Consider the following 18,107-nt stretch of genomic DNA (forward strand, 5'->3'; position numbering starts at 1 on the left):
TTTGAGCAGCCTGCGGCTAGCTTCCTAGTTTGCTTTTTGATTTTCATTGAGTATAAGGAGCTCGCTTTAGTTTCACCGATTCTTGTCAGAATCACACCTTTACATTTAAAACGTTAAAATTTAAGTTAGAATGAGGTTTTACTCATGGAAAATGTTGTCGTACATATTATCTCACATAGTCACTGGGACCGTGAGTGGTATCTGCCTTTTGAAAGCCACCGTATGCAGTTGGTGGAATTATTTGATAATCTTTTTGACCTTTTTGAAAATGACCCTGAGTTCAAGAGTTTCCACTTGGATGGCCAAACCATTGTCCTCGATGACTATTTGGAAATTCGCCCTGAAAATCGCGACAAAGTCCAAGGTTACATTGACGAAGGCAAACTCAAAATTGGTCCCTTCTACATCTTGCAGGATGACTACTTGATTTCAAGTGAAGCCAACGTTCGCAACACCTTGATTGGTCAAGCAGAATGTGCAAAATGGGGCAAATCCACTCAGATTGGTTACTTCCCAGATACCTTTGGAAATATGGGACAAGCTCCTCAAATCCTTCAAAAATCAGGCATTCACGTGGCGGCCTTTGGGCGTGGTGTCAAGCCGATTGGATTTGACAACCAAGTTCTCGAAGATGAGCAGTTTACTTCCCAGTTTTCAGAAATGTACTGGCAGGGTGCGGACGGAAGTCGTGTCCTCGGTATCCTCTTTGCCAACTGGTATAGTAATGGGAATGAAATCCCAGTTGATAAGGATGAGGCCCTAACTTTCTGGAAACAAAAATTGTCAGACGTGCGTGACTACGCTTCGACCAACCAATGGTTGATGATGAACGGATGTGATCACCAGCCTGTACAGCGCAATCTGAGCGAAGCCATTCGTGTGGCCAATGAACTCTTCCCAGATGTGACCTTTGTGCATAGTTCCTTTGATGACTATGTCCATGCAGTAGAAAGTGCTCTACCGGAGCAACTATCTACCGTTACGGGTGAGTTGACAAGTCAGGAAACAGATGGTTGGTACACGCTTGCCAATACTTCTTCATCACGCATTTACCTCAAACAAGCCTTCCAAGAAAATAGCAACTTGCTAGAACAAGTAGTGGAGCCATTGACTGTCATCACTGGTGGGCACAACCATAAGGACCAGTTGACCTATGCTTGGAAAGTCCTTCTACAAAATGCTCCCCATGATAGTATCTGTGGCTGTAGCGTGGACGAGGTTCACCGTGAGATGGAGACACGTTTTGCCAAGGTTAACCAAGTCGGAAACTTCGTTAAGACCAATCTTCTCAACGAGTGGAAGGGTAAAATTGCAACCCACGAAGCCCAAAGCGATCATCTCTTTACGGTCATCAACACAGGCTTGCATGACAAGGTTGATACGGTCAGCACAGTGATTGATGTGGCGACTTGTGATTTTAAAGAATTGCACCCAACAGAAGGCTATAAGAAGATGGCAGCCTTGACCTTGCCAAGATACCGTGTTGAAGATTTGGAAGGGCATGCTGTAGAAGCGAAAATCGAAGATTTGGGAGCTAACTTTGAGTATGATTTGCCAAAAGACAAGTTCCGTCAGGCTCGTATCGCTCGACAGGTGCGCGTGACAGTGCCTGTTCATCTGGCACCACTTTCTTGGACAACCTTCCAATTGCTTGAAGGAGAACAAGAACACCGTGACGGTATTTACCAAAATGGAGTGATTGATACGCCATTTGTAACGGTAAGTGTGGATGAAAACATCACGGTCTACGACAAGACAACTCATGAAGCTTATGAAGATGTTATTCGCTTTGAAGACCGTGGTGACATTGGAAATGAGTACATCTATTTCCAACCAAAAGGAACAGAGCCTATCTACGCAGAACTCAAAGGCTGTGAAGTCTTGGAAAATACAGCTCGTTTTGCCAAGATCTTGCTCAAGCATGAATTGACAATTCCAGTAAGTGCAGACGAAAAACTGGATGCGGAACAAAGAGGAATCATCGAGTTTATGACGCGCGAAGCTGGGCGCTCAGAAGAATTGACAACCCTTCCTCTGGAAACAGAGATGACCGTCTTTGTTGACAATCCACAGATTCGTTTCAAGACTCGCTTTACTAACACAGCCAAGGATCACCGTATCCGTCTCTTGGTCAAGACTCATAATACGCGTCCAAGCAATGATTCGGAAAGCATCTATGAGGTGGTGACACGACCAAACAAACCAGCTGCTTCTTGGGAAAATCCTGAAAATCCACAACACCAACAAGCCTTTGTCAGCCTTTATGATGATGAAAAAGGGGTGACGGTGGCTAATAAAGGACTGCACGAGTATGAAATCCTTGGCGACGATACCATTGCAGTGACCATCCTTCGTGCCTCAGGTGAGCTAGGTGACTGGGGTTACTTCCCGACACCAGAGGCTCAGTGCTTGCGTGAGTTTGAAGTCGAGTTTGCTCTCGAATGCCACCAAGCACAAGAACGCTTCTCAGCCTTCCGTCGTGCTAAAGCCTTCCAAACACCATTCACTAGTCTTCAGGTTGCTAAACAAGAAGGAAGTGTTGCTGCGACTGGTAGCCTCTTGAGTCATGCGGCACTCAGCTTACCACAAGTTTGCCCAACAGCCTTTAAAGTGGCTGAAAATGAAGAGGGATATGTCCTCCGTTACTACAATATGAGTCAAGAAAATGTGCGCATATCAGAACACCAACAAACCATTCTTGACTTACTTGAGCGACCATATCCAGTTCATTCAGGACTCTTAGCGCCACAAGAAATTCGTACAGAATTGATCAAAAAAGAAGACATTTAACAGTTTTAAAGTGTTTTATAACTAATGCTATGAGATAGAAAGGAGGGGCGAAAGAGTAAGGATAAACTACTGATTCGTCCCTTTTTTGGTGAAAATATGACGATTGCTACCATTGATATCGGAGGGACTGGGATTAAGTTTGCCAGTCTGACTCCTGATGGAAAAATACTAGATAAGACAAGTACACCGACACCAGAAACCCTAGAAGATTTACTGGCATGGCTAGACCAACGTCTGTCGGAGAAAGATTATAAGGGCATTGCCATGAGCGTCCCAGGCGCGGTCAATCAAGAAACAGGTGTCATTGAGGGAATCAGTGCTGTGCCTTACATCCATGGCTTTTCTTGGTATGAGGCTCTTGCTCATCATCAGCTACCTGTCCATCTAGAAAATGACGCCAACTGTGTTGGACTTAGTGAACTGCTGGCTCACCCAGAGATTGAAAATGCAGCCTGTGTCGTTATTGGGACAGGAATTGGCGGAGCTATGATTATCAATGGAAAACTTCACCGTGGTCGCCACGGCTTAGGTGGTGAGTTTGGCTACATGACAACCATTGCACCAGCAGAAAAGCTCAACAACTGGTCGCTACTAGCCTCTACAGGAAACATGGTTCGATACGTGATTGAAAAATCTGGTCAGACTGACTGGGACGGACGCAAGATTTACCAAGAAGCTGCAGCAGGCAATGCCCTTTGCCAAGAAGCTATTGAACGCATGAATCGAAATCTGGCGCAAGGACTGCTCAATATCCAGTATCTCATTGACCCGGATGTCATTAGTCTGGGAGGATCTATCAGTCAGAACCCAGACTTTATCCAAGGTGTCAAGAAGGCTGTCGATAACTTTGTCGAGACCTATGAAGAATACACTGTCGCACCAGTTATCCAAGCTTGCACCTATCATGCAGATGCCAATCTCTATGGTGCCCTTGTCAACTGGCTGCAGGAGGAAAATCAATGGTAATTTTTACAGGACTTAGTCCCAAACAAACTCAGGCAATCGACTTGCTGACAAAGCATATCTCTTTACCAGATGTAGAGGTAGCAGTCGCTCAGTCTGACCAAGCCTCTATCTCTATCAAGGGTGAGGGAGGTCACTATCACCTGACTTATCGCAAACCTCACCAACTTTACCGCGCCTTGTCCTTATTGGCAACAGCTCTAGTAGAAGGTGATAAAGTAGGGATTGAGGAGCAGGCGGCTTATGAAGAGTTGGCCTACATGGCTGACTGTTCTCGAAATGCGGTGCTGAATGTGGCTTCTGCCAAACAGATGATTGAAGTCTTGGCACTCATGGGCTACTCGACCTTCGAGCTCTACATGGAAGACACCTATCAGATTGAGGGGCAGCCATACTTTGGTTACTTCCGCGGGGCTTATTCAGCAGAGGAGTTACAGGAAATCGAAGCCTATGCCCAGCAGTTTGATATGACCTTTGTGCCTTGTATCCAGACCTTGGCCCACTTGTCAGCCTTCGTCAAATGGGGTGTCAAAGAAGTGCAAGAACTCCGTGATGTAGAGGACATTCTCCTTATCGGTGAAGAAAAAGTTTATGATTTGATTGACGGGATGTTTGCCACTCTATCTAAACTGCAGACTCGCAAGGTCAATATCGGGATGGACGAGGCCCACTTGGTTGGTTTAGGACGTTACCTCATCTTGAACGGTGTTGTAGACCGTAGTCTCCTCATGTGTCAACACTTAGAGCGCGTGCTGGATATTGCAGACAAGTATGGTTTCCACTGCCAGATGTGGAGTGATATGTTCTTTAAACTCATGTCAGCGGATGGCCAGTACGATCGTGACGTGGAGATTCCAGAGGAAACTCGTGTCTACCTAGATCGTCTCAAAGACCGTGTAACCTTGGTTTACTGGGATTATTATCAGGATAGCGAGGAAAAATACAATCGCAATTTCCGCAACCATCACAAGATTAGCCAAGATATTGCCTTTGCAGGTGGTGCTTGGAAGTGGATCGGTTTCACACCCAACAACCATTTCAGCCGTCTCATTGCTGTAGAAGCCAACAAAGCCTGTCGTGCTAACGACATCAAAGAAGTCATTGTAACGGGTTGGGGAGACAATGGTGGTGAAACAGCCCAATTCTCTATTCTACCAAGTCTGCAAATCTGGGCAGAGCTCAGCTACCGCAATGACCTAGACCGTCTGTCTGCTCACTTCAAGACCAATACAGGTTTATCAATTGAGGACTTTATGCAGATTGACCTAGCTAATCTCTTACCAGATCTACCAGGCAATCTCAGCGGGATTAATCCCAACCGCTATGTCTTTTATCAGGATGTTCTCTGTCCGATTCTTGATCGACACATGACACCTGAACAGGACAAACCGCACTTCGCTCAGGCAGCTGCGACGCTTGCTGAAATCAAAGAAAAAGCTGGAAACTATGCTTATCTCTTTGAAACTCAGGCCCAGTTGAATGCTATTTTAAGTTCTAAAGTCGATGTGGGACGACGCATTCGTCAGGCCTACCAAACAAACGATAAAGAAAGTCTGCAAGCAATCGCCAGAGAAGAATTACCAAAACTCAGAAGCCAAATCGAACACTTCCACGCTCTCTTTAGCCACCAATGGTTGAAAGAAAATAAGGTCTTTGGCTTGGATACAGTCGATATCCGTATGGGCGGACTCTTGCAACGTATCAAACGAGCAGAAAGCCGTATAGAGGCTTATCTGGCAGGGCAGATTGACTGCATCGACGAGCTAGAAGTTGAAATCCTACCATTTACTGACTTCTACGCAGACAAGGACTTTGCAGCCACAACAGCCAACCAGTGGCATACCATTGCGACAGCTTCAACGATTTATACGACTTAATACTCTTCGAAAATCTCTTCAAACCACGTCAGCTTCGCCTTGCCGTATAGATGTTACTGACTTCGTCAGTTCTATCTGCAACCTCAAAGCAGTGCTTTGAGCAGCCTGTGGCTAGCTTCCTAGTTTGCTCTTTGATTTTCATTGAGTATAAAAACAAGAACCGTGTCCCTTGTTCAGAGTGTTCCTCGTGAAACCTATTTCTTATAAAAAACTTCTCCACAAAAAATAATTTGTGGAGTTTTTTCTATAATTAGTAGTTTAACCTAGCCTTCAAATAGGAGTATACTAATAATGTAATCGTTATCAAACCTAAAAATTCGATGAAATCAGTTTTTAGGAATAAAAAGGGAGGAAATTATGAAAAAGTTTTCAAAGACCTTGAGAGATAACTGGATCTTTCTCTTGATGGTTTTACCAGGGGCACTCTGGTTGATTCTATTCTTTTACATTCCAGTATTTGGGAATGTGGTCGCCTTTAAAGACTACCATATGACCAGTAATGGTTTCATAGATAGTATTGTGAATAGTAAATGGGTCGGGTTAGATAATTTCAGATTCTTGTTTAGTTCAAAAGATGCCTTTATCATCACTCGTAATACCGTTCTTTACAATCTCGGCTTTATCTTTATCGGTTTGATTGTATCAGTAGGGATTGCCATCATCCTCAGCGAGCTTCGCTCTAAGAGAATGGTTAAGATTTTCCAAACGTCTATGTTGTTCCCTTACTTCTTGTCATGGGTTATCATCAGTTTCTTTACAGATGCCTTCCTAAACATTGACAAAGGGGTTTTCAACCATTTCCTAACATCCATTGGCATGAAGGAAGTCAACTTCTACGCTGACTTAGGCATTTGGCCATACCTTCTCCTTTTCCTAGGTATTTGGAAAGGCTTTGGATATAGCAGTGTCATGTACTATGCGACAATCATGGGAATTGATCCAACCTACTACGAAGCAGCAACAGTGGACGGGGCTAGCAAGTGGCAACGCATTCGCAACGTAACCATTCCTCAGTTGACTCCACTTGTGACAGTTTTGACCATCCTTGCAGTCGGAAATATCTTCCGTGCAGACTTTGGTCTCTTCTATCAAATCCCACACAATGCTGGTCAGCTCTACAATGTAACCAACGTTTTGGACGTGTATGTCTTTAATGGTTTGACTCAGACAGCAGATATCGGTATGGCTTCAGCAGCCGGTCTTTACCAATCCGTAGTCGGTTTGATTCTGGTTATCCTATCAAACTTGCTTGCAAGACGAGTCGATCCAAACTCAGCTTTGTTCTAGAAAGGAGGAGAATATGGCAGAAAAGAAAATTAAAAAAGAAAAAATCGATAATGTCGGCATTCACTCCTTCAGTAAGAAAGCAGATATCTTCTTTAGTATCATCTCCGGTTTGATCGCTCTTTCTTGTATCTTGCCCTTTATCTTCGTTATCATCATTTCGGTGACAGATGAAAAGAGCATCCTCCAGTATGGATATAGCTTTTTCCCTTCGAAATTTGGTGTAGATGGATTCCAGTTCCTAGCTCAGTTTAAAGATAAGATCCTCCAAGCGCTCTTTATCTCAGTTTTTGTAACTGTAGTCGGAACAGTGACCAACGTCTTCATCACAACCACTTATGCCTACGCTATCTCACGTACAACCTTTAAGTACCGCAGATTCTTCACAATCTTCGCTCTTCTTAGTATGTTGTTCAATGCTGGTTTGGTACCAGGCTATATCGTGGTTACTCGCCTGCTTCAACTGGGTGATACCGTTTGGGCCTTGATTGTTCCAATGCTCCTCTCACCATTCAACATCATCTTGATGCGTTCCTTCTTCAAGAAGACCATTCCAGAAGCCATTCTCGAATCTGCTCGTATCGATGGTGCCAGTGAAGCTCGGATCTTCTTCCAGATTTGTTTGCCATTGTCACTTCCAGGTATCGCAACCATCACGCTTTTGACAGCTCTTGGTTTCTGGAACGACTGGTTCAACGCCCTTCTTTATATCAAGAGTGACAACTTGTATCCATTGCAATATTTGCTTATGCAAATCCAACAAAATATGGACTACATTGCAAAAGCAGTCGGCCTATCTGGCCAACTGGGAGTTGCTCTACCGAAAGAAACAGGTCGTATGGCCATGGTTGTTGTTGCAACCCTTCCAATCGCGATTCTGTATCCATTCTTCCAACGCTACTTTGTTAAAGGGTTGACGATCGGTGGTGTGAAAGAATAGCACTTGTTGAGAAACACCGTTTCTCCCTTCCCAACTTCATCTTAGTGACTGAAGTTACAAATCATTAAATCGTTTATAAGTTTAAAAATAAAAAAAGGAGTTTTTATCATGAAAAACTGGAAAAAATATGCTTTTGCATCTGCTAGCGTAGTCGCTTTGGCTGCTGGTCTTGCTGCTTGTGGAAACCTTACAGGTAATAACAAAAAAGCTGCTGATACTGCTTCAGGTGAAAAACCTGTAATCAAAATGTACCAAATCGGTGACAAACCAGACAACTTGGATGAATTGCTAGAAAATGCAAACAAAATCATCGAAGAAAAAGTCGGTGCTAAATTGGATATCCAATACCTTGGATGGGGTGACTATGATAAGAAAATGTCTGTTATCACATCATCTGGTGAAAACTATGATATCGCATTTGCATCTAACTATGTCGTAAATGCTCAAAAAGGTGCTTATGCTGACTTGACAGAATTGTATAAAAAAGAAGGAGCAGAGCTTTACAAAGCACTTGACCCAGCTTACATCAAAGGGAACACTGTAAACGGTAAGATCTATGCAGTACCAGTTGCAGCTAACGTTGCATCATCTCAAAACTTTGCCTTCAACGGAACTCTTCTTGCTAAATACGGTATCGATATTTCAGGTGTCACTTCATACGAAACACTTGAGCCAGTCTTGAAACAAATCAAAGAAAAAGCTCCAGATGTAGTACCATTTGCGGTTACGAAGAACTTTATCCCATCTGATAACTTTGACTACCCAGTACCAAACGGACTTCCATTTGTTATCGACCTTGAAGGAGACACTACTAAGATCGTAAACCGTTACGAAGTACCTCGTTTCAAAGAACACTTGAAGACTCTTCACAAATTCTATGAAGAAGGATACATTCCAAAAGACGTAGCAACAAGCGACACTTCATTTGACCTTCAACAAGATACTTGGTTCGTTCGTGAAGAAACAGTAGGACCAGCTGACTACGGTAACAGCTTGCTCTCACGCGTTGCTAACAAAGACATCCAAATCAAACCAATCACTAACTTTATCAAGAAAAACCAAACAACACAAGTTGCCAACTTTGTTATCTCAAACAACTCTAAGAACAAAGAAAAATCAATGGAAGTGTTGAACCTCTTGAACACGAACCCAGAACTCTTGAACGGTCTTGTTTACGGTCCAGAAGGCAAGAACTGGGAAAAAATTGAAGGTAAAGAAAACCGTGTACGCGTCCTTGATGGCTACAAAGGAAATACTCACATGGGTGGATGGAACACTGGTAACAACTGGATTCTTTACATCAACGAAAACGTTACAGATCAACAAATCGAAGATTCTAAGAAACAATTGGCAGAAGCTAAAGAATCTCCAGCACTTGGATTCATCTTTAACACTGACAATGTGAAATCTGAAATCTCAGCCATTTCTAACACAATGCAACAATTCGATACAGCTATCAACACTGGTACTGTAGACCCAGATAAAGCTATTCCAGAATTGATGGAAAAATTGAAATCTGAAGGTGCCTACGAAAAAGTATTGAACGAAATGCAAAAACAATACGACGAATTCTTGAAAAACAAAAAATCATAAGATCGATTGATTTCGTGTATTCATTCCTAATTCCTAAAAATGTGATCACTGCCTTCCTTAGTTCTCTAGGGGAGGTAGTGATTTTTAGGATGTAAAAATGAAAAGAGTGGTTCTGAGGGTTTATGCGATGTGATACACATACATCTATAGAGGATTTATTATGAAAAAATATCGTCTTCTTTTCAAAATGAGTGCTGTCTTCTCTTACCTATTTTTCGTATTTGGCCTTTCCCAGCTGACGCTTATTGTCCAAAACTATTGGCAATTTTCTTCCCAGATTGGCAATTTCTTCTGGATTCAAAATATCTTGAGTTTGCTATTTATCGGAGTCCTGATTTGGATTCTGGTTAAGACAGGGTACGGCTATCTTTTTCGCATTCCAAGAGCAAAATGGCTTTGGTATTCGATTTTGACAGTATTAGTGGTAGTGCTCCAGATCTCTTTTAACGTTCAGACAGCTAAACATGTCCAGTCAACTGCGGAAGGTTGGGCTGTATTGATTGGTTATAGTGGGACTAACTTTGCAGAGCTAAGTATCTATATAGCCCTGTTCTTTCTGGTTCCACTGATGGAAGAATTGATCTATAGGGGTTTGTTGCAACATGCTTTCTTTAAACATTCGAGATTTGGTCTTGATTTGCTTCTTCCTTCCATTTTGTTTGCTCTTCCTCATTTTTCAAGTCTGCCTAGTCTGTTAGATATTTTCGTTTTTACAACATCTGGAATCATCTTTGCTGGTTTGACCCGCTATACCAAGAGCATTTATCCTTCCTATGCAGTGCATGTGATCAATAATATTGTAGCGACCTTGCCATTTTTGCTGACTTTTTTACATAGGGTGTTTGGGTAAAATATTAGCATGAGAGTTAGGAATTATAGTGTTTCAATTTATAAGCGAATTTCAGGAGGAAAATGAGTATGACACCATTAAAATGGTTTGCTGGAGGGAGAGAAAGGCGTTGTGAAGCGATGACCATCATTGATCATCTATTGGAAGATATAAAGACTGCGCCTCAACTTGCTCCTCTGAAAAATCAGTTAGTGATTTATAAAAAACGATTAAAGGACGATGGAACCTCTACTCCATTTATTCTAAGCCAAATGAACGTTGACATCTCACGTGTGTTGATTGACAATAAGCTGGGTTTGTCAGAAAATCAAGCTAGGCATATCAAAAAATTGAGAGAATTATCTGCAATTCGGTATGGTTACTGATGAAGTGCAGGGGTAGGACTCTTTCTACAATTTCCGGTCAAATAAATTGCATTCGTTTTCCCAAGTGGGTATACTAGTATAGTTGAATGAAAAATTCTGAAAATTTAAGAATAGAAAAGAGAACAAATCTTATGGCAAAAGATATTCGTGTCTTACTTTACTACCTTTATACTCCAATTGAAAACGCAGAGCAATTTGCTGCAGACCACTTGGCTTTCTGTAAATCAATCGGTCTCAAAGGCCGTATCCTAGTCGCTGACGAGGGAATTAACGGGACTGTTTCAGGTGACTACGAAACAACTCAAAAATACATGGACTACGTTCACAGCCTCCCAGGCATGGAAGAGCTCTGGTTCAAGATTGACGAAGAAAGTGAACAAGCCTTCAAGAAGATGTTTGTTCGCTACAAGAAAGAAATTGTCCACCTTGGTTTGGAAGACAACGATTTTGACAACGACATCAACCCACTTGAGACAACAGGTGCTTACTTGTCTCCAAAAGAGTTCAAAGAAGCCCTTCTTGACGAAGATACAGTAGTTCTTGATACACGTAACGATTATGAGTATGACCTAGGACATTTCCGTGGGGCTATCCGTCCAGACATCCGCAACTTCCGTGAGTTACCACAGTGGGTCCGTGACAACAAGGAAAAATTCATGGACAAGCGTGTCGTGGTTTATTGTACAGGTGGCGTTCGCTGTGAAAAATTCTCAGGCTGGATGGTTCGTGAAGGCTACAAAGATGTCGGCCAATTGCACGGAGGAATCGCAACTTACGGTAAAGACCCAGAAGTTCAAGGTGAGCTTTGGGATGGGAAAATGTACGTCTTTGACGAGCGTATCGCCGTTGATGTCAACCATGTCAACCCAACCATCGTAGGGAAAGACTGGTTTGATGGAACACCATGTGAACGCTATGTCAATTGTGGCAATCCCTTCTGTAACCGTCGTATCCTAACATCAGAAGAAAATGAAGACAAGTACCTTCGTGGATGCTCACACGAGTGTCGTGTTCACCCACGCAACCGCTATGTTTCAGAAAATGAATTGACACAGGCAGAAGTGATCGAGCGCCTAGCAGCTATCGGTGAAAGCTTAGATCAAGTCGCTACTGTATAACATCAAACAGCTCCTCAGGGGCTGTTTTTCTATGCTTTTTATCTAAAAATCTAAAATTTGTTTCTGTATCTTTCAGGGGAATAGGGTATACTATGTGTAAACGATTTCAAAGGAGGCCAGTTATGGCGAAAACATTTTTTATCCCAAATAAAGAAAGCATTCTAGGACAACAGGAGGTCTTGACTGCCAAGTCTATCTTGGCCTTGGTGGAGGGCTTGGAGTCACACAGTTATGATGCGGTCTATCTCCGTCAGCCTCTTAACCGTCTCGAGTACATGGAGTGTGGGATTGTAGGTCAGTCGCAATTTCTCTTCAAAGTGAACTATGCGGATAGCCGAAAAGGCTATCAAGTGGTGATTCCAGACTTCCTTACCAGAGCGGACTGGGAGATTGTAGAAGCTCTCCTCCAAGCCCTATCGAGCAAGTTGGGGCAAGTGGTAGAAGGGCTAGAAGGGTTTGAATTTGAAGCTTATTTCAGAGAAACAGTTCAGAATTATCTAGCGGATAAGGCGGTTCGTTTAGTATATTGCCAAGGAATCTTGTCCCCTATCTATCTCAACAAGGAATACCTAGAGAGCTTTTTGGCTGAGGATGGACTGGCACGTTTTGAAGAGCTGGTCAAGAAGGTTCAAGGCTCTGATGCCTACCTTGCCAGTGTGAAATTTTACCCAGACGCCCAAGGCAAGGTACACGGTATCTATCACCTAGCCCAGGGAGTCAAGACGATTTTGCCAAAGGAACCCTTTATACCAGCTCCTTATACGGAGCAGCTAGCAGGCAAGGAACTTGTTTGGGAGATTGACCTAGTGGCGATTTCTGGTGATGGCTCAAAAGCAGAAGACTATGAAGCCATCGCTCGCTTGGATTATGCAAAATTCCTAGAGTCACTACCAAAAGCATTTTACCGGCAATTAGATGCCAATCAATTAGAAGTACAAGCCATTTTGGGAAAAGATTTTGAAGGATTGGCAAGCATCGAGTAGACCTTGTCCAAAAAAGAGTAAGAATAAAAATCCCTGTCATTAACAAATGGCAGGGATTTTGGTTAAAAGAAGGTCAGGATGCGAAGGTAGTCCACTGTTAGCGCCAACTCTGCAATGAAGAAGGGTAAGAGAATAGCAGCATCAAGTAAGACAGCTAGTAAGAAACGATAAAATGGGTCAAGGCTACTGGTCTTACTTGGCTTGCTAATCACAAAGAGATTTCCAAGGGCAAAGATGGTCATGCTTAGAAGAGTGAGGATGCCAGCAAATCGTAAGCCACCAAAAAGTGCAAAGAAACTTGCTAGAGCTGTTAGGACAAGTGGTATAGCAAAGAGCCGGCTGTAACGATCGCAAGCTTCTTGGAATGTGAAGTCGCTCTCCTGGTCCAGCACACGTCGGACAGTAAAGCCTCCCAAAATGATAGAAAAGTAAAATAGAGCGCTAGCGACCAAGATAGAAAGCCCAGCAAAGAGATCTAAAGGAGGGAGCTGGTTAGGTAAACTATTGGCAATAGAGGCCATATAGCCGTAGTAGAGGTGCTTGATATGATAGATACTAAAGAAAAGGCTAATCGAGGATAGTAAAGTGAGCAGGCCAAAGACACTGTAACGATGCTTTTGGTCCGTATTCTTGCTGGCAGTTGGTTCTTGGATAGCGTCCAGCAACCAAGTCCAAAATAGTGCGATTTCTTCTTTGAACCGGGCAGTTTTACGAGGGTCAATGTCTGGGATATAGGGACTATCTAAAGCCTTGCTGAGGTTACTTTTCTCTTTTGCAGGGTTTTCTTGCTTGTGCTCCTCTTCAGCTTTCCCTTCTCCCTCTTCCTCGGTTTGGGCTTCTTCTATCGTTTCGGGAGCTTCCTCCTCATGCGTTTCCGACTCTTTAGGTGAGATAGGAGTTTCTTGGCTTACTTGTAGTTCGGTCTCCACAGTTTCTGAAGTCTCAGGCTCGTTGGGCTGGATTTCTGATTTTGTCTGAGGTGATTTCTTCTCAAGATCGGCACTTTCAAACCATTCTTGTGTCATGGTGGAACCTCCTTTTTTATGGTCGTTTTCTATTTTTAGATTAGCAGATGAAAGCGTTTTTGTCAATGGTTTCTAGATGGAGAAGAGTACTCTTCTTTAGGTAGGTAGATATCCTGGTTGGCTTTTGCAATGAGCAGGTCCTTGACATCTGCTTTGTCTGTCTTGTATGGGTTGGCAAGTTCATTCTCTTTTTGTCCACGATGTTCTTCTTTGGGTTTATGATAGATACCACCATGCTGAGAAGAAAGATCTAGATTGATACGGTCAGTCTCTTTCTGGGAGAGAATGAGGTTTAGAGTGGAATGGGCCTCTAGCTCAACCTTGCCGTGGACCTTGATATTCTCAGCATAGATGTGTTCCCTTTCCGTCTTGACCTGGCTATCTGTCAATTCGGTATCAAAGATATTGATGATATGAGGTGTCGTTAGTGTACTATTCTTGATAGAGCTTTCTGTTATTCTTAAGAGATAGCCTTTTGCTTTGATTGTTGCATTTTCAAGATTGGCTTGACGAATATTGGTTTGTCCACGATTGGCTGAGACGGTGATAGCTTGCAGCTTTCTTCCTTTAGGGAGGGAGAGAACGACTTCGTCAAAACGATTAGAATAGTTGCTGGCGATACGAAGTAGGCCTTCGATTCCTGAACCGAGAAAGCGATGTTGGGAGGCTTGTTTGTCAGTGACGCTTAGTGTTTTGTCACTCATGCCAGTAGTCAGATCGTGACGACCAGACACGGAAGGATGATAGGTGATGTGAATCTTGTCATCTACAGACTCTGTGATGGTTAGGCTATGTTCCTCAAGGGTCAAATCAAGCTTTTCCACTTCATTTCCAAAGGTCACTTCTTCGATACGATTGTCATAGACGGGGTCTTTTGACATGGCAAGTAAACTTTGAATACCATTGGACTGCGCGCCTACAATGATCATGATAAAACCGAGGATTGTAGAAACCACACCAAAGATGAGAAATCCTTTTGTCAATTTACGCATGTCTGTCACCTCTCTTTCCTTTTTTAAGAATCCATTGTGCCAAGCGGACGATTAGGAGGCCAAAGAAACGAGCTACATAGGAGATACCCAGTAGAACAAGAGAAGAAGCACCGATAGAAAGCAAACCGGCCCCAAAAATCAAGATAAAGGCAGATTTGGCTTCGACTAGGACGCTAAAGCTCTCTACGATAAAGAGTCCACCTAGCAGGATACCCGTCACAGAGACGGTAAAGAAGGCTAAAATGACGGAGACGGCTGCGATAATAATACCGATGATGGCCATGAGGATGCCGATCCCGACCGGAATTCCGATAGGAGCTACTAGCAGGGCCAGGAGGGCAATGTGTAGCAGTTGACGGTCATTCTTTTGAGCAGGGGCTTCATTGACTTTTTTATCGAGAAGATCAGAGAGGATATCATGGGCAGCTTCTTTTGGAGTTCCCAGACTGGCAATGAGTTCCTCTTCGCCCTCTGGACCTGCATCGTCAAATAGTTCCTTAAAGTAGTCCATAGCTTCGATGCGGTCAGCTTCAGGCAGTTTATGGAGATAGGTTTCTAACTGAGTCAGATAGTCAGTTCTTGTCATGGCGGATACTCCCTTCTATGATGCCGTTGACGGTGTCGGTATAGAGCGTCCACTCTTCCTTTAGAGTAACGAGCTGCTCTACGCCCCGATTGGTCAAGGAGTAGTATTTGCGCATACGCCCCTGAAACTCTCTAGAGTAGGTGGTCAGAAAGCCACTGGCTTCCAATTTTTTGAGAATGGGATAGAGCGTAGATTCTTTGATATTGGCGATGAGCTTAATGGTTTGACTAATCTCATAACCATAAGAATCCCCCTGCTCCAGTACAGCCAAGATGAGAAACTCGATCAAGGCAGAGGATGTTGGGAAGTACATGGGAAACCTCCTTTATATTATATAAAAATTTTATATATACTCTTTTCAAATATATTGTATCTCAAGTTGAAAGCCCTGTCAAGAAATATGTGTAAAAATTTTATATATAAAAAACTCCTAGTAAAAATTAGGAGTTTAGAGGATGTTGTCAGTCTTTATCTGAATTTTATCGTAGATTTTTTATAATCAATATTTTCATCCAATAGTTTTAGTAAAGGAGTTACATATTCAGGATTTGGAAACTTAGGTCCGAAAATAACTTCACCGATTTGAATTGAATTTTTTCGTTCTACATAAAGTTTACCTACCCCAGAAGTTTTGTCAATTTTGATTTCCTTATTGCTAGGATTTAGGTTCGCATAGCGTAAGATACGAAGTTCGTTTTCATATTTGTAATCAACAGATTTAAATAAGTAGCGAATTTCTTCTATACACTCAGCAATAGCATCTTGATAGTTCTTCTTCCTAACTTTTGAACCACTATCTAGTTTTTCTTTTAAACTATTCAACAATTTTTCTAATTCTTCTATTTCCGATTCCTCAAATAGTTCGGTTTGTTCAAGTTCTATATCTTCACCTATATTTTTAACATAGGCAATTCGGTAGAGATAATCACTATTCCCTTTTGAATCACTATCTTTTTTTACAGAATTCGGTTCAGTTCCTTCATCATTAACAGTATCGACTGAATTTTCACTTTCACTCCGAAAGATAGATTTTTCAAAACCACTATTTAATTCAGATTTCAGTAAATACATCTTATCAGAGAATTCTAAAAAGTTTTTTTCTTGACGCCAAGAAACATCATTGAAGGAAGTAAATCTAGAAAAATCATCTTCACGAAGTACTAGACAAACACCTTTGGCATCATCACCATACTGGGACCACATGGCCAGATCATCCGTTTTGTTTGTAAAACTCATTAAAAACCATGAGCTTGGTTCCAAAATATCTCGTCTATCTAAGCCCAATATCTGTTCTATGACGATTCCTTCTTCAGGATCATTCATATAATTAGCATTATACAAACGAGTTTTCCCAGCTACCGAAAAAGTACTTTTCTTCTTTTCATTCTCCTCTTGATCTAACATAATTTGGAGAGTGCTTCCCTTGGTGTAATGGCCGAATTTAAGCACCTGATTTTTATCTTCGTCTTTTAGTCCCAACTGATACTTAATTTTTTGGACAAGTTGATAAATTGATAGCAAGTTCCTTAGTTCACTCGAGTCCTCTTTATAACGCTTTACCCATGTTTGTAAAATAGCATATTTAGTATTATTTAAAAGACCTTCTCTTAGGATAAAGTTGAATAGCATGTACTCCTCGCTGTCACAAACATTCTCATTACTAAAAAATAGATCATCAAAATTTTGTATCATAAATTTGGAGAATTGTTTATAGAGTGTTTTAATTATTTTTGTGGTTTGCTGACGTTCACTCAACTCTGTTTGATGATTAAATAAAATTGCTAAGAGCATACCGTATATAAAAGCGATTTCTTCAGATTCTTGGAAGTGTTCATGTTCATGCAATTCCTGTAATTTCTTAGCAGTAGCTTCGAGTTTATTCAGCTCAGTCTGCTCGGTTGATAAATTGAACAAAATCATGGCATACTGCAAAGCAATATCAGGCGATTCAGGGAATTGTTGCTGCAGTTTCTCTAATTTTTTAGCATTAGTCTCTAGTTCCTTTAACACAGTCTGCTTGGTTGATAAAATGAACAAAATCCTGGCAAATGCCTCTGCTATATCATGCGAATCCTGGAATTTTTGCTGCAAATTCTCTAGTTTTTTAGCATTAGTCTCTAGTTCCTTCAACACAGTCTGCTCCGCTGATAAATTAACCAAAAACCGAGCATACGGCAAAGCTATATCATGCGAATCCTGGAATTTTTGCTGCAGTTTCTCTATTTTTTTAGCAGTAGTCTTTAGTTTCTTCAACACAGTCTGCTCTGCTGATAGATTAAACAAAATCATGGCATACGGCAAAGCTATATCATGCGAATCCTGGAATTTTTGCTGCAATTTTTCTAGTTTTTTAGCAGTAGTCATCCGTTCCTTCAACACAGTCTGCTTGGTTGATAAATTGAACAAAATCCTGGCAAATGCTTCTGCTATATCATGCGAATCCTGGAATTTTTGCTGCAATTTCTCTAGTTTTTTAGCAGTAGTCATCCGTTCCTTCAACACAGTCTGCTTGGTTGATAAATTAACCAAAATCCGAGCATACTGCAAAGCTATATCATGCGAATCTTGGAATTTTTGCTGCAATTTCTCTAGTTTTTTAGCAGTAGTCTCTAGTTCCTTCAACACAGTCTGCTCGGTTGATAAATTGAGCAAAATCATGGCAAGTGCTTCTGCTATATCATGCGAATCCTGGAATTTTTGCTGCAAATTCTCTAATTTTTTAGCAGTAGTCTCTAGTTCCT

At 41.9% G+C, this 18,107-nt stretch carries 15 protein-coding genes; 10 read left to right on the plus strand and 5 right to left on the minus strand.

The annotated features are described in order from the left end of the window. Window positions 1-144: 144 nt before the first annotated feature. The 10 genes from Q4443_RS07820 (at window position 145) to Q4443_RS07865 (ending at window position 12,763) form a co-directional block, all read left to right on the plus strand. Window positions 145-2,790 (plus strand): alpha-mannosidase, encoded by a 2,646-nt coding sequence (locus tag Q4443_RS07820; RefSeq protein WP_303408230.1) that lies wholly within the window; start codon window positions 145-147, stop codon window positions 2,788-2,790. A 96-nt stretch (window positions 2,791-2,886) separates the two neighbouring features. Beyond that, window positions 2,887-3,756, plus strand: a complete 870-nt coding sequence (locus Q4443_RS07825) for an ROK family protein (protein WP_084856468.1) — start codon at window positions 2,887-2,889, stop codon at window positions 3,754-3,756. Beyond that, on the plus strand, window positions 3,750-5,630 hold the full coding sequence (locus tag Q4443_RS07830) for a beta-N-acetylhexosaminidase (RefSeq protein WP_084856469.1): 1,881 nt from the start codon (window positions 3,750-3,752) through the stop codon (window positions 5,628-5,630). The genes Q4443_RS07825 and Q4443_RS07830 overlap by 7 nt, the downstream gene beginning before the upstream one ends. A 357-nt stretch (window positions 5,631-5,987) precedes the next feature. Next, window positions 5,988-6,917, plus strand: coding sequence for a sugar ABC transporter permease (locus tag Q4443_RS07835; RefSeq protein ID WP_000714584.1), 930 nt, complete (start codon window positions 5,988-5,990; stop codon window positions 6,915-6,917). Between the two features lie 13 nt (window positions 6,918-6,930). Continuing rightward, on the plus strand, window positions 6,931-7,854 hold the full coding sequence (locus Q4443_RS07840) for a carbohydrate ABC transporter permease (RefSeq protein WP_000818344.1): 924 nt from the start codon (window positions 6,931-6,933) through the stop codon (window positions 7,852-7,854). A 108-nt stretch (window positions 7,855-7,962) separates the two neighbouring features. Beyond that, the gene (locus Q4443_RS07845) at window positions 7,963-9,447 is read left to right on the plus strand and encodes an ABC transporter substrate-binding protein (protein WP_000800393.1); all 1,485 of its coding nucleotides are present in this window, start codon (window positions 7,963-7,965) and stop codon (window positions 9,445-9,447) included. Window positions 9,448-9,607: 160 nt separating this feature from the next. Continuing rightward, window positions 9,608-10,297, plus strand: coding sequence for a CPBP family intramembrane glutamic endopeptidase (locus tag Q4443_RS07850; protein WP_125328328.1), 690 nt, complete (start codon window positions 9,608-9,610; stop codon window positions 10,295-10,297). Between the two features lie 68 nt (window positions 10,298-10,365). Then, window positions 10,366-10,662 (plus strand): bacteriocin immunity protein, encoded by a 297-nt coding sequence (locus Q4443_RS07855; protein ID WP_049479845.1) that lies wholly within the window; start codon window positions 10,366-10,368, stop codon window positions 10,660-10,662. 131 nt (window positions 10,663-10,793) lie between these two features. After that, window positions 10,794-11,780 (plus strand): rhodanese-related sulfurtransferase, encoded by a 987-nt coding sequence (locus tag Q4443_RS07860; protein WP_049479846.1) that lies wholly within the window; start codon window positions 10,794-10,796, stop codon window positions 11,778-11,780. Window positions 11,781-11,902: 122 nt separating this feature from the next. After that, window positions 11,903-12,763 carry a DUF4299 family protein gene (locus tag Q4443_RS07865; RefSeq protein WP_303408231.1) on the plus strand — a complete coding sequence of 287 codons (861 nt, stop codon included), beginning with the start codon at window positions 11,903-11,905 and terminating at the stop codon, window positions 12,761-12,763. 62 nt (window positions 12,764-12,825) lie between these two features. Here Q4443_RS07865 and Q4443_RS07870 read toward each other — a convergent pair whose 3' ends face one another. The 5 genes from Q4443_RS07870 to Q4443_RS07890 form a co-directional block, all read right to left on the minus strand. Next, on the minus strand, window positions 12,826-13,788 hold the full coding sequence (locus tag Q4443_RS07870) for a DUF6574 domain-containing protein (protein ID WP_000191328.1): 963 nt from the start codon (window positions 13,786-13,788) through the stop codon (window positions 12,826-12,828). A 62-nt stretch (window positions 13,789-13,850) separates the two neighbouring features. After that, window positions 13,851-14,780, minus strand: coding sequence for a DUF4097 family beta strand repeat-containing protein (locus Q4443_RS07875; RefSeq protein WP_303408232.1), 930 nt, complete (start codon window positions 14,778-14,780; stop codon window positions 13,851-13,853). Next, complete coding sequence (locus tag Q4443_RS07880) at window positions 14,773-15,366, minus strand: DUF1700 domain-containing protein (RefSeq protein WP_000198645.1); 594 nt, start codon at window positions 15,364-15,366, stop codon at window positions 14,773-14,775. The genes Q4443_RS07875 and Q4443_RS07880 overlap by 8 nt, the downstream gene beginning before the upstream one ends. Then, window positions 15,353-15,679, minus strand: a complete 327-nt coding sequence (locus Q4443_RS07885; protein WP_000273860.1) for a PadR family transcriptional regulator — start codon at window positions 15,677-15,679, stop codon at window positions 15,353-15,355. The genes Q4443_RS07880 and Q4443_RS07885 overlap by 14 nt, the downstream gene beginning before the upstream one ends. A gap of 155 nt (window positions 15,680-15,834) precedes the next feature. Continuing rightward, the coding region (locus Q4443_RS07890; RefSeq protein ID WP_368506373.1) for a DUF2971 domain-containing protein at window positions 15,835-18,107 on the minus strand (2,273 nt) is incomplete at its 5' end.

The sequence above is a fragment of the Streptococcus sp. GP0011 genome (assembly GCF_030546305.1).
In the GTDB taxonomy this organism is placed as follows: domain Bacteria; phylum Bacillota; class Bacilli; order Lactobacillales; family Streptococcaceae; genus Streptococcus.

What these genes read in the sequence shown, in the direction of transcription:
- Q4443_RS07860 (WP_049479846.1), top strand. Translation starts at nt 10,794, where the DNA reads ATGGCAAAAGATATTCGTGTCTTACTTTACTACCTTTATACTCCAATT.
- Q4443_RS07870 (WP_000191328.1), bottom strand. Translation starts at nt 13,788, where the DNA reads ATGACACAAGAATGGTTTGAAAGTGCCGATCTTGAGAAGAAATCACCT.
- Q4443_RS07845 (WP_000800393.1), top strand. Translation starts at nt 7,963, where the DNA reads ATGAAAAACTGGAAAAAATATGCTTTTGCATCTGCTAGCGTAGTCGCT.
- Q4443_RS07865 (WP_303408231.1), top strand. Translation starts at nt 11,903, where the DNA reads ATGGCGAAAACATTTTTTATCCCAAATAAAGAAAGCATTCTAGGACAA.
- Q4443_RS07835 (WP_000714584.1), top strand. Translation starts at nt 5,988, where the DNA reads ATGAAAAAGTTTTCAAAGACCTTGAGAGATAACTGGATCTTTCTCTTG.
- Q4443_RS07820 (WP_303408230.1), top strand. Translation starts at nt 145, where the DNA reads ATGGAAAATGTTGTCGTACATATTATCTCACATAGTCACTGGGACCGT.
- Q4443_RS07875 (WP_303408232.1), bottom strand. Translation starts at nt 14,780, where the DNA reads ATGCGTAAATTGACAAAAGGATTTCTCATCTTTGGTGTGGTTTCTACA.
- Q4443_RS07850 (WP_125328328.1), top strand. Translation starts at nt 9,608, where the DNA reads ATGAAAAAATATCGTCTTCTTTTCAAAATGAGTGCTGTCTTCTCTTAC.
- Q4443_RS07885 (WP_000273860.1), bottom strand. Translation starts at nt 15,679, where the DNA reads ATGTACTTCCCAACATCCTCTGCCTTGATCGAGTTTCTCATCTTGGCT.
- Q4443_RS07840 (WP_000818344.1), top strand. Translation starts at nt 6,931, where the DNA reads ATGGCAGAAAAGAAAATTAAAAAAGAAAAAATCGATAATGTCGGCATT.
- Q4443_RS07855 (WP_049479845.1), top strand. Translation starts at nt 10,366, where the DNA reads ATGACACCATTAAAATGGTTTGCTGGAGGGAGAGAAAGGCGTTGTGAA.
- Q4443_RS07830 (WP_084856469.1), top strand. Translation starts at nt 3,750, where the DNA reads ATGGTAATTTTTACAGGACTTAGTCCCAAACAAACTCAGGCAATCGAC.
- Q4443_RS07880 (WP_000198645.1), bottom strand. Translation starts at nt 15,366, where the DNA reads ATGACAAGAACTGACTATCTGACTCAGTTAGAAACCTATCTCCATAAA.
- Q4443_RS07825 (WP_084856468.1), top strand. Translation starts at nt 2,887, where the DNA reads ATGACGATTGCTACCATTGATATCGGAGGGACTGGGATTAAGTTTGCC.